The organism is Antarcticibacterium flavum (assembly GCF_006159205.1).
Taxonomy (GTDB): Bacteria; Bacteroidota; Bacteroidia; order Flavobacteriales; family Flavobacteriaceae; genus Gillisia; species Gillisia flava.
Window position 1 is genome coordinate 1,511,002 of sequence record NZ_CP040812.1, and the last position, 13,266, is coordinate 1,524,267.

A 13,266-nucleotide genomic window follows, 5' to 3' on the forward strand; every position below is an offset into this window, starting at 1 on the left:
ACCTTTATTTGGCAAGTCACCAGCATCAATAAGCAAATTAAAACCCTGAATTTTATACTATTGAAAATATCAATAGTATGAAAACTTCACATTTCCATAAATATCAATTAATTGGTGTTGAGGCAATATGCATTTTTTTTATTATACTTTTTATGTATGCAGGTTTAACCAAGCTCCTGGATGGATCGACGTTCTATGCCAACATTCTAAATATCCCTCAATTAGAAGATAAAACAATTGCTTCAATAGTCTCTATCATCATCCCTTTATTAGAGATTATTGCAGCCCTATTAATTGTATGGCCAAAAACCCGGTTAAAAGGATTGTATGTTGTTTTCGGCTTATTTATTGTTTTTACAGGATATCTATTCTGGATAATATTTTTAAGTCCTTATACCCCCTGTTCTTGCGGAAGTATCCTTACGCTTCTTTCCTGGAATCAACATCTACTGCTTAATGTGATATGCATGGGATTAGTAATAATAGGAATTACGTTCTTGAAAAAGAAGAAAAAGTCTATTAGAAAAATAAGCCACAATAGACTCACCCAAGTTTGATAAAAAAATTAAAAGAATTTTGTTGCAGCAAAAGCAGGTAGTCCTAAGCCTGAATAAATTAGGCATTGTTTAATTATAATTTATTTATTATGAAAACTAAATTTTTATTACCCGTATTAGCAATGATATTTGCTATCGGGATGTCTTTTACAACGGTTAACTCCAGTGCCGATGAAGCATTAGACTACATTAGGGTAGGTAGTGATTGGCAAGAGATACCAGAAATTGATTGCGGCAGCGGTTCCCTCACCTGTCAAGTAAGGATGGAAGATGGTAGCATTCATGAAGTGTATGACACACCTAGTTTGTCATCACGAAAAAAAACCAGTAGAACTACTCCTTTCCAACTTTAATTCATTTTTAATTGAGAATCATCCCCGGCAACTCATCCGGGGGTGATTTTTTTACTAAAAATTACTGCCCATTACGAATTCATATTGGTAATCCTCTTTATAGATTTCCCGGGAGGACTTTATAATATCGGCCATCCGGAGTGATTTAAGATAATTTTCAATTTCCACTGGGTCTAACCACGATTCATTATATCTGTAAAATTCATATAATCTTTTCTTCATATTCCGATGATTCCTAAGAAGCTTAGTGCTATTTGAATGCAGCGCTTTTTTCAATGCCTGATCAAAAAACTCTTGCCTTATTTCTCCGTTCTTGATATTCTCAACTATTTTTTTACATTCCTCTCTTATTTGTTCCAGTTCGTGGGGTTCACCTTGTAATTCAAAAATTATCTCCACTCGCTGCATATCCTTATTAAATTTCCCATAGACACCGAAATTATATAAAGAATAACCTTTTTCATAACGTAGGCTTTGAACTAAAAGATTACTCAACGTTGCTAAAATTTCTACTTTTAGATGATTTTTCCAATCCTCATTTCTGGCAGTTGGTTTAATGTAAGTCAAAGCATAATTACTTCCTTTCATATCATAAATCGGTTTTGCTATTTGATGTGTTGCAGGTCCTGGGGGTAAAACAGTTTCCACCGGCTTCGCTCTATTTGCTACAGTGGCCAATTGGGTATTGGGAAGATTTCCAAGATATTTCTGAACTATAGGGAGTACACTTTTCAAATTAAAATCTCCGCTTATGATAAAGGTGAAATCTCGAGCGTTCCCAAATATATGTTTGTATATACTTAATCCATTTTTAGCATCTGTATGCCTTAATCCTTTATAAGCTTTTGTGCCATTAAGTTGTCGATCTCCTAAAACCAGCGGAAGATAATTATCCTTTGTAAGATCCTTTATCGCATTCCTAAAATCTGTAGTAATTAAATTATAAGATGGGTTCTCATATTGTTTTATCTGGTTAGTTTTCCAGTCCTTAAAAGCCTTTCTATTTATCCGGGGTTCTGTAAAATAAAGGTATATCAACCCCATCATTTTCTCCAGATCTTCTACACCTGATATGCCATTTATTCCCGACTCTTTGTAACCAATAAAGGGTCTTACGTTGTTTATTTCGGTGGCTGCGAGAAATCTTTCTACCATAAATTTATCATACTGTCCAACTCCAGCATTCTGGATAATACTGCCTGCATTTATAGCCGAAAAGAAATCTTTAGCAGGGTAAGCAGATGCTCCTTTAAGATTTATAGCATTAATTAAAACTTTATCCTTATATATTCCTGCGGCAGGTTCGAAAGGCATAAGAATTACTTTAACTCCATTTTCCAGGACTAGTTCACTTGCACCAAACTTCGTTTTTCCTTTATCCAAATAAGCTTTTTTCGGCAGGTTGTTTCGTTGTAATGAATCCATCAATGCTACTGGAACCTGGGGCATGTAATAAGGTATTACCCTCTGCTCAAATGCTTTCTGTATCCATCCACGCACTTTAGATTCTTTATATTGTAAAGCTGTATGTCCTTGAGGAACTATAACCCCTATATCCTCAGGTCTTTTGGCAAGAAATGGAAGAATTATAGAATTATAATCTTCCAAAGAAATTCCTTCCACCCATTTAGTCAGAAAACTTTGTTTATCGGGAATAAGAATTTCATTTTTTATAAAATGTTTTCCTATCTCATCCATCCAGTATTTTGGTCCAGGGGGATTGCCACTTTGTGCTATTTCAAGCCATTCCCTTTTAACATTATTTAATTCTTGTTGGCTTACTCCAAATTTTTCTAATTGATGTAAAACTTCGAAAGTTTCCTTTAAATCACGCATTTCTTTATTCTTCTCTGTAGTAATGCTGATTTTAATACCTTGAGGTAAACTAAGATTTTTATTTGCATCGATGGCGTTGGCTTCAATAGAGGGGTTATATTTCCTGGTGAGCTCCTTAAACCGGCCGTCAATAATTTGGACTAATAATTGAAAAGCCAATAGGTTTGTCATCCCTTCTTTTGAATATATTTCCTCTTGTAATGAGGGTTGACGTATGAAGAAGTCGAAGGTTACCTTTCCGGGAGTTTCAGCTTTTAAAGACCTTCGCTGGCTGCTTTCAATAACAAATTGTGGAGGGCGATTAAAAAATATACTATCACAATTTCTGACATTAATTTTCTTAGGGTTAAGGGGTAAACTCGCAAAGACTTGCTCTATTTGCCTTTCCATTGCCTCCGGTTCCTCTAAATTCCCAACAATTACAACAGCCATTAAATCTGGGCGATACCATTGGTTATAAAAGCTTCTCAAAGAATCTTGTGAAAAATTTTTATTGTGGTCAAAAAAGTAAGAGTAATCTTTCTTGCATGGAAATAGGCTTGAGATCATTTTATACTTATCAATTAAACTTTCTCCTTTACTGTAAATAAATTCCTGTCTCAATATTCCTCGCTCCTTCGCAATATCCTTATCACTTAATTTTAAATTGTTTGCTATATCCTTAAACCATTGCAAGCCAACCCTTACAGCTTCCGGGTTATCTGGAGGAGCATTAAAAATGAACCTTGTCATGTCGAACCCTGTAGTACCTCCCAAGTCTCTATCATTCATTTTGAGCATATTCATCAACTCTACATTGTTTGATATCCCTTTAGGAAAGTGCAAACTACCATCAAAGGCTAAATGTTCAATTGCATGGGAAAAATCCATCTGATGGGTCTCCTCATGATTAAAACCAGCCTTTACGTAAAATAGGAGATGCATTTTGTCCTGGGGTGTGCTTAAAGGTTTTATATAATAACTAAGGCCGTTGGGTAACTTACCAAATATTATTTCTCCATCCTGAATCTTAGAGTGCAGAGTATCTCTAATTTCAGATTGCGCAGAGGTAGAACAAAAAGAAAACACTCCTATAAAAGTTATTAGAATTATTTTTTTTAGAACATCCATATTAATATCCGGCATTTTGGGTTAGATTCGGGTTTTTCATCCTTTCTTCTTCCGGTATTGGATAGAGTATATCCGTATCCTGCCACAAAGAATTATTTGCACCAAGTAACTCTGCTGCCCGACCAGTTCGCTTTAAATCCATCCAGCGGTGACCCCATTCCGTAAAGAGTTCTCTTTTCCTTTCCTCCATAATGGTTTCCCGTAAAGCTTCTTTACTAATACCAGGATTAGTTTCTGCAAGGAGTTCCAACCCCGCCCTGCTTCGTATTTTATCTATATCATCTATAGCACCAATAAGATTGTCCTGCATTACACGAGCCTCAGCCCTTATTAAATATTGTTCTGCCAGACGAAGCACCATGGAATATTCTGTAATGGATTCCGTACTGTTCCTAATTTTATATTTATATGGATAATAGACAGATAAACCAGAATGGAACCGGATCCAATCTTGGAAACGCTTATCTTCCTCCTGAAAAGAATTCACAAAACCTGTAGAAAGTTTAAAATGTGATAGAGATGCAAAGATTGGGTTAATAATAAATATTGAGCCTTCATTAGTATGCGAGGTAATTGTTCCTCTTCCTGCAGGTGAAATTTGCCAAATTGCTTCTTTACTATTAGCAAGAAAAACCTCATCTAAATTTTCTAACAATTCATAAATTCCAGATTGGGCTATTACCTTTTCACTCAAACTTTCAGCATATCCCCAATTTTCCCGGTATAAATAAACTCTGGCCAGAAGTGCCATTGATGTATAATTGTTAATTCGTGTACGTTCTCCATCAAGGTAGCTTTCCCCTAATAGGTTTATCGAATTTTCCAGGTCCCTAATAATAAGCTCATAAACTTCTTCACTACTGTTACGTGCTGCAAGAGCATTGCTTCTATAATCTTTTGATGTCAAAAGAGGTATGTCATCATATAAATTAACCAAATTGAAATAGGTAAATGCACGTATAAATTTTGCCTCGCCCTCCAGCCGATTACGAGTTTCATCTGTTACATTATTAGAATTTGCTAAACCCTCTAAAAGAGAATTAGTCATATAAATGATGTTATACCCGCTGGACCATATATTAAAATTTCGCGTATTATTCGGGTTTATTTCATTTTGGTCATATTCCTTCAAGGTGATATTAGTAGATCTTATAACCTCTAATATATCTGATGATAATCCGGCTAAAGCTGTTACACTATCCTGCCATCCTGAACTAAAAGCTGAGGTATATAGTTGATTGTAAATTCCATTTAATGCACCTATAGCAGTTTCGTCATTATTAAAAACCACCTCACTAGTGATAATATGATTTGGCGCTTCAACTTCAAGGAAGTCTTCACAAGAGCTCATAAGCCAGTATAATCCTATAAATGGGCATATAATAAATATGATTTTTTTCATTTTTTTCATTTTTAAAAATTGAGTTGTATTCCACCTGTTACTGTACGCAAGGCCACAAAGGAAGTTCCCCCATTAGGCATCTCTGGATCCATTCCGCCAAATTTGGTAAGAGTAAGAAGGTTTTGTCCATTTATAAAAAGACTACCGCTTTTGACTCTAATACTTTCCATAAATGCTTGAGGAAGGGAGAGTCCAAGAGAAAGCGTTTTTAGGCGAAAGAAAGAGGCATCTTCAAAAGGAAAAGTAGTGTCTAAAACATTGTAATATTCTGTATAAGCCTGGTATGATTGTGAAATTCTCTGAAATCTAACCTGGTTTCCTAAAGCCTGCAAGACTTCAACTCGCTGATTACTTAGTTGGCCTACATCTGTTAAAGATCTTATAGTTCCTTCCTGCTTTACAAACTCCCAGAGAAATTGAAGGGAAAAATTTTTATAAGTGAGGTTATTAGTTAATCCACCAAAAAACTCTTTTCCTATATCCTTTATTATTACTCGATCCTCATAATCCAATCTCCCATCCTCATTTACATCAGCGATCCTATAGTAATTCGTTTCGGGATCAAGTCCTTCGTATTCATATAATAGTTCAATATTTAATGGATGTCCTACTCTATAAATGTTTGAATAAGAAGATTGCTCTATACCCGGATAGCTTATCAGCATATTTTTTGGAAAGCTTACATTTAGAAAAGTTTGCCAACGCCAATTGCGGGATTTAACATTTACACTTGCCAGTTCCACTTCCCAGCCCGTATTTTGAACTGTGGCCGGTAAATTCGCCTGGACAGACCTAAACCCGGTAATAGCCGGGAGAGGATAACCAACAAGCTGACTTGAGGATTGATTTTTGTACCAACTTAGGGTTAAGTTGAGTCTATCATTAAAAAAACCAAGATCCACTGCAGCCTCCATTTTTTTATTTATTTCCCATGAATAATCAGGGTTAGAGAGTTGGGTAGGATAAAGTCCTCCTGGTCCAGCCGTAGCTTCATAAGTATCTAAATAGCCGTAATCCCCTATTTGGTCATTACCAGTAAGACCATAACTACCTCTGAATTTTCCAAAACTGAGAAACTTTGAATTATTTTCTACATAAGGTTCATCTATAAAAATCCAGGCACCGCCGATAGCGCCAAAATTAGCAATGCGGTTACCTGAACCAAACCTTGAAGAACCGTCCCGCCTGCCGGTTAGATTAATAAAATATTTTTGATCCCAATTAAATCCTAAGCGTGCAAAAAGAGCGCTATATCTATATTCTGATGAGATATTTGAAGGATTTAATATGCTGCCGGCAGCATTTAAATTACCTATCATAACTTCAGATGCATAATCGTCTCCCTGAATTTCCATTTTACTGTTTTCACTTTTTTGAAAGGTGGTACCGAGAATGGCATCTAGCCTTCCTTCACCAAACTTCCTACTGTAGATTAACTGTGGTTCAATTATCCACGAGGTACGTGCCGCTTGTGAATATATCGAGGAATGGGTATAATCATATGCAGGGTTATAAGACCTAGTTGGGATTTTAAGTAGTTCTTCACTATTAAATCTTGTATATCCTAAGTTGGTTCTTAAGCTAAAATGAGATGAGAATTGATATGTAATACCCAGATTAGAAACAAGATTATAACTTTGTGTTTGACTTGAATTAAAGAATCCTTCCAATGGATTAGAGATCCCGGCTTCCCCCCATTCCTCCCAGTGAAGACTACCATCGGTATTAAAAATTGAAGGAGCATTAGGAGGCAATCTAAATGCATTTGAATTTAGATTAACCCCATTGCCTAATAATCTATTATTATCCACTCCATAATTCAAAGACAGATTAAGTTGTATTTTTTCATCCCGTGTGGTATGACTTAAATTTAAACCACCTGTCATTTTTTGGTAATTTAAATCTGCAGGATATACAGTTCCCTGGTTAAAATAAGAGCCACTAATTCGATAGGTTGTATTGTCACTACCCCCGGAAAGAGCTAAATTGACATCAGTAACTGGGGATGTCCCACCAAAAAAGAAGTCCTGCCAATCTGTATATCGATTTTGGTCCCATTGCACTAAATCATAAGCATTATAAATTGTAGGTTCTACATCGTCATTTTCAAATGCCTGTCTTCTTATTTGAAGATATTGTTGAGTGTTTAATAAATCCAGTCTATGCGGAACTGTAGATACTCCTTTATAAACACGGGCATCAAGACCGGTTATTCGATCTTTCCCTTTTTTTGTGGTGATAAGCACTACTCCATTGGCGCCACGGGTACCATAAATGGCTGTAGCATCTGCATCCTTTAAGACCTCAATACTTTCAATATTGGAAATATTTAAAGTATTTAAAGGATCCATTCCAGTGTTTCCTATAAGACTATTGCTTTCAATTGGGGTTGAATTAATAGGAACTCCATCAATTATATATAATGGAAAATTCCCATCTTCTCGCAAACTATTTCTACCTCGTATTCGTATTGTAGAGGCCATACCTGGTTGATTTCCACCTGGAATAATCTCCACCCCCGCCATCCTCCCCTGCAAGGCCTGTAATGGACTTATTACCGGCTGCAGTTCGATTTCCTCTGCTGTTACTCTGGAAATATTCCCGGTACTTTCTCTTTTTGTAGTGTTATAATACCCTGCATTGATCTGTACTTCTCCCAGGGAACCAATTTCCTCTTCGAGCCGCACATTCATTTCACGGCGACCATTTACAGGTTCCTCAAAAGTTTGAAACCCAACAAAGGAAAAGATAAGAATGTCATTTGGTTCAATAGTAATGGAATATTGCCCGTCTATATCTGTAGTAGTACCACGGTTTTTACCTTTTACTGCTACTGTGACCCCGGGTAGGGGGATTCCCGCCTGGTCACTTACTATTCCTCTTACCTCCTGCTGTGAATAATCATCACCGGCATGTAAGGGATTATTGGCTGCTTTTGCCTGCACGGTTAGAGCGCAGAAAAAAAGCAATACTGAAATAAGCACGATTAACATTAACCGGCTGTATATTTTTTTCATAATATTGTAATGGTTAGATAAAACTTTATTGTTTTGTTTAATTAGGCCTCCTATCTCCCCGTCAAAGTTGATTAGGAGGCCTTTTTAATTTTTGGTTCTCGAAATTTTCTTATGCTTTGTTCCTCATAGGCAATTGGTTTTAATGGTTATTACTTTTTAATCAAGCACCTTTATCACCCATTTAGGTTTAAGGAGCTTTTCCCACCTCCCACCCACCATTACAACTTTATAAGGGTAAGAAAGTAATGGTCCACCAGGGGCTAATTCAATCCTGATGTTGTTTCATATCCCGTACAGCACCATAAACAGCCAAAACTGAACATAGCTACGCGGCAAATATTTTAAAAATAAATGCGAAGTTCCATGAATAGAAGAAGAGATTGCCTTGAAGAAAAGTTGGTACCGGGGGGTTGCCTAAATGTGGGGAAACAAAAAGGCGTGGTGACACAACTTACTGACTTGGGGTACTGGTATACCTTCACACAAATAAGCGGCCGCCCACGCCCGGGTCGTGAGCATCCTTGCTTATCATCTCTTGTGTTTAAAAATTACCAGTTTTCAAGTCGAGATTCAAAGCGAATGCTTCTAATATTTTTAACTAAAGAAGTTTCGCAAATATATTAATAACAGTCAAATATAATGAAAATTTATTACATACCTATAAGTATGTGAAAATAATTAATTTTTTGAGTTAGTTCATAGATTCCTAAACTTATCCATGATAATTGAAATTATAATTTCGGAATTAGATTTTTACCTGATTGAAAAAATAAGGGAATTAAGAATTAAATCTTCTCCTTATATTGACCAAGTTACTTTAGCTCAAAAAATCGGTGTTTCGGAAGGCTATATTGGAAGTATTGAGAACCCTAAAATTCCATCTAAATATAATATACGAATGCTTCACAGGGTTGCTGATGCATTAGAACTTACATCCTACGATTCCTTATTTCCTAAAACAATTGTTGCTAATGATTTAGTGAAAATAAAATTAAAGCTGAAACAGCGATCCAATAGAAGACACGAAATTGATAGCTTGGGAAATGTTGTGAAAAGATTTGATGTTATATCTAAAAAACCACTTAATAAAAAGGAAGTGGAACTATGGAATAGCAGTGACAAGACGAAAAAATTAAAGTATCTTAAAATAATTTCAAGTTGATCAATCCCATTTATTTATAGATATCCCATATTGTCGAATTTTTTCTTTCGACAATACATTTAAATATCACTCTTATAGATTCAAAAAATTTTCCATGTTGATTAATTCATTTTTTATAATATCATATTCCACCTCTAAAAAAAATCTATCCACAGCATATAAACAAATCTCCTGTTCCTCTATTCTCAGATCCAAGTATTCCCCTTGAGTATAAACAATAAATTGCTCCTGGTCTTAGGGAAAAATGAAAAGGATGGAACATACTTCGGTTTAATATGGGTAATTCTTTACCAGTGGAAATCGCACTTGGAGAGATACCGACAAAAAAACTTCTAGAAAAATGGATTATCGGCCAGCAACTCCAAAGGGCGTATAGCCGAGAGAATTAATAGGTTTACCTAGGAAGGTGGCATTTGCACTTCAAAAAGATGGTTGTTGTCTAAGATCTTACTTTATTTGTTATAACCATACTTGCAAAGGTCCATTGGAGATTTTGCTATAGAGGATTGATCAAAAATTTATTTATCACCCAAAAATTACTCCATAATTGCATCTTTGTGGAATATTTCCTAATTTTGGATATAATCCAATAAATGAGTATTTAATAACTCTTGCACAATTAATCTTTTTTTTTCTAAACCATATGAGAAAGCTATTTATATTTGAATATTTAAGCGCTTTCTGAAGTTAAAATTATTTTCAATGATCACATTAGATGTTTTAAGTTATCTAGGTTTAGAAAAAGCGACTTCTATAAATTCTAACCCGCATAATTTATCTACAAGTATATCAGAGGTAATAGCACAAGTATCCCATTTCAATATTGATGCAGTATATTTTAATACCGATGAAAGTTCCAACAGCTTTCCCGCAATTTTTCTTAAAAAAGTGCAAAATTTTGATAAGGAAACATTACTCGAAATAGCGGACATTCATAAAAAAGTTTGGAACTTCAAAAAAGTGCTTTTTCTCTATGTATATTCTGATACCCAAATAAGAATTTATAGTTGTTCTGTAAAACCACTAGTTAAACCTAAGGAGGATTTGGATTATGAAAAGAAACTTGAAAGTGTCGAAATAAAAACCTATTCTTTTTCAGATCACCAACAACTAGAAGAACTCAATAATATTTTTTCAAGAATCGCTATTGACACGGGAATTGTTTGGACCTTAGAAGAGGCTCAATTTGTTCGGGATAAAATTACGTTACAGCAAAGGGTTGACAAATATTTGGTAGAAAGCTTAGTAAATACAGCCCAACAACTTAAACAACAAGGACTTGAACTAGATTTTATACATAAAATCATTCTGCGCTCGTTATTCCTTTTATATCTGGAAGATAGAGGAGCTACAGACGAAAAATTATATTCCCAAATAAAAAAAGGAAGCAAATCTTATTTTGATATTTTAAATGATCCAAAAGCTACTGGTCAATTATACGAACGCTTAGAAGAGGATTTTAATGGAAATATTTTCACCATAGAAAAGGACGAAAATATTTCCATAGAACAATTGCGCCTTATTAAAAAATGCTTTATAAATGGTAATGATAACACACAACAGGTTAAACTGTTTGAGAACTGGAGAATGTTTGATTTTAGCATAATACAGATAGAGTTATTAAGTGAGATTTACGAAAACTTCTTGTTCAAAACCAATCCTGAATTAAAGAAAAAAACAGGAACATACTATACTCCCCCTTCCCTAGTTGAGTTTATTTTGAACGACAAACTTCCTAATAATAAAATAGAAAAAAATTATAACGTCAAAGTTTTAGATCCAAGTTGTGGGTCCGGGATTTTCTTAGTAGAAAGTTATAAACGACTGGTAAAGCGATACGAGAATAAACATCAAGAAAAATTAACAGATTTTGACAAACTAAAAAAATTATTAACTGAAAATATATTTGGGATTGAAATAAATTCACAAGCCATTAAGGTAGCGGCATTTAGTTTGTATTTAGCTTTAGTGGATAAATTAGACCCCAAAGACTTATGGCAAAAGAAGAAACATCGTTTGCCAAATTTGATAAACAATCCTTATGATAAGTCTCTGAAGGAACAAGGACATAACCTGTTTTGCCGAGATACAATTTCACTTAATAAAGAAATTGATAATATTGAGTTTGATTTAGTAGTAGGAAATCCTCCCTTCGGAACAATTGATTTATTAGAATCTGTGCGTGCTTATTGTGACCAGCACGGTTTTGCCAAGGAAATGGTTTTACCATTTCTACACAAATCCACAAATTTTACCCCAAATGGTGAAATAGCTTTAATCTTCAACACCAAGGTCCTAACAAACACAGGAGGAACTTACGAAAATTTTAGAAAATGGTTATTCCAGGATTGCTACGTGGAAAAGGTTTTCAATTTCTCTATTCTTCGTAAGGCAAAGAAAAGTTTTGGCGGCCAACTTTTTGGCGATGCAACAGGTCCTATAAGTATTGTATTTTTCAGAAAAAAACAACCCAAAATCCCTTCTGATAAGATTGCATATTACGCTCCAAAAACATTCATCAAATCAAATATTATAGATGGTTTAAGTATAGATTTTACAGATTTAAAATATTTACCTAGAGAAGAATGTCAAAACCCTAAAAGCATGATTTGGAAAATTGCAATGTGGGGTGGAATGTATGATTGGGGTTTGGTGAAAAGATTATTAAATCAACAAAATAATGTCGGCACTTATACAAAAGAAAATAATATAAAATTTAATGTTGGATTACAACCTATAAATAAATCTACTGAAAAACCTATAGTCGATAATGAAATTTCTTTAATGAAATTCATTAGACCAGAAAGAATTCAACGCTTTTATACTGATGAAAGTTATTTTTCAAATATGAATTCCTTGTTAAAAAACAGAGAAACTATAAAGACATATTTAAATTATTACTCTGTAGAAACTATTTATGATCTCCCTCCCATTAATGTGTTTAGAAGAATAACAGGAAAAAACATTTTTCCAGGACCAATGCTTTTAGCCAAAGAAGGCTTTAAGAACAATCAACTCTGTTTTAGTTTTGTTCCGCATTCAGTTGTTTATAACAGCACTATTTTAGGTTTTAAATCTGATAATAAAGCAAGCCTAAGATTTTTATCGGCCCTTTTAAATTCTCGCTTATCAACTTATTTTTTGCTTTTAATTTCCAATTCTTGGGGAGTGGAACGAGAAAGAATTAAGCCAAATGAAATATACAAATTTCCAATTATCAATGATAAGGGCACATTTATAAAACTTAATCTCCTTCATGAAAAAATTGAACATTCAATTAAAAAATCTGCTTTAGAAGAAGATTTTAAAGAAATTGAAAATCAAATTAACGATATTGTATTCGGACTTTACAATTTAGATTTAACCGATAAACAATTTATAGAAGATTTCATCACGTATACAGTAGATTTATTTTTTAAACAAGAAAAATCTATTTCTTTATATGCCGTCCAACAAGAACAAATAATAAGGTACGGAAAGAATATAAGCTTGGAACTTAACAATTTCCTTGGTAGCAAGAATTTATTTGCAAATGCTACTGTGTTTATTATAAGTAGATTTTCTCCTTTAATGATGATTAAAATTTCTTTTGATAAAACACCTAAAGAAGTATTAACGTCTAATGAATTACTTGAGAATGAACTAAAAAAATTAGACCGTTACTTATGGGAAGAAAAATCCTCCAATATCTATTTTAATAAAAAATTGAATTATAAAACAGGAGATGACGTATATATTATTCGTCAAAATCAACGCAGGTTTTGGTCTCAATCAATGGCAATAGAAGATGCATCCGAATTGATTCTTGAAATTTTAAATAAGAATTAAA

General features: G+C 34.2%; 7 protein-coding genes. 4 read left to right on the forward strand and 3 right to left on the reverse strand.

What is annotated here, in order from left to right:
* Positions 1 to 77: 77 nt before the first annotated feature.
* Together FHG64_RS06245 and FHG64_RS06250 are read left to right on the forward strand one after the other, a co-directional pair.
* Positions 78 to 557, forward strand: a complete 480-nt coding sequence (locus tag FHG64_RS06245) for a MauE/DoxX family redox-associated membrane protein (RefSeq protein ID WP_139065619.1) — start codon at positions 78 to 80, stop codon at positions 555 to 557.
* An 89-nt stretch (positions 558 to 646) separates the two neighbouring features.
* Entirely contained in the window at positions 647 to 910 is a 264-nt protein-coding gene (locus FHG64_RS06250) for a DUF6520 family protein (RefSeq protein WP_139065620.1), read from the forward strand.
* A gap of 54 nt (positions 911 to 964) precedes the next feature.
* Here the strand turns inward: FHG64_RS06250 and FHG64_RS06255 are convergent, their stop codons facing one another.
* From FHG64_RS06255 to FHG64_RS06265, 3 genes are read right to left on the reverse strand one after another with little or no spacing between them, the layout of a single operon-like run.
* Positions 965 to 3,871 carry a M16 family metallopeptidase gene (locus tag FHG64_RS06255; RefSeq protein WP_139065621.1) on the reverse strand — a complete coding sequence of 969 codons (2,907 nt, stop codon included), beginning with the start codon at positions 3,869 to 3,871 and terminating at the stop codon, positions 965 to 967.
* Positions 3,858 to 5,258: a RagB/SusD family nutrient uptake outer membrane protein gene (locus FHG64_RS06260; RefSeq protein WP_139065622.1), complete on the reverse strand. Its 1,401-nt coding sequence runs from the start codon at positions 5,256 to 5,258 to the stop codon at positions 3,858 to 3,860. The genes FHG64_RS06255 and FHG64_RS06260 overlap by 14 nt, the downstream gene beginning before the upstream one ends.
* A gap of 11 nt (positions 5,259 to 5,269) precedes the next feature.
* On the reverse strand, positions 5,270 to 8,275 hold the full coding sequence (locus FHG64_RS06265) for a SusC/RagA family TonB-linked outer membrane protein (RefSeq protein ID WP_139065623.1): 3,006 nt from the start codon (positions 8,273 to 8,275) through the stop codon (positions 5,270 to 5,272).
* Positions 8,276 to 8,993: 718 nt separating this feature from the next.
* Here FHG64_RS06265 and FHG64_RS06270 point away from each other — a divergent pair.
* The gene (locus tag FHG64_RS06270; protein WP_139065624.1) at positions 8,994 to 9,437 is read left to right on the forward strand and encodes a helix-turn-helix domain-containing protein; all 444 of its coding nucleotides are present in this window, start codon (positions 8,994 to 8,996) and stop codon (positions 9,435 to 9,437) included.
* Positions 9,438 to 10,139: 702 nt separating this feature from the next.
* Positions 10,140 to 13,265 carry an HsdM family class I SAM-dependent methyltransferase gene (locus tag FHG64_RS06275; RefSeq protein ID WP_139065625.1) on the forward strand — a complete coding sequence of 1,042 codons (3,126 nt, stop codon included), beginning with the start codon at positions 10,140 to 10,142 and terminating at the stop codon, positions 13,263 to 13,265.
* Position 13,266 lies beyond the last annotated feature (1 nt).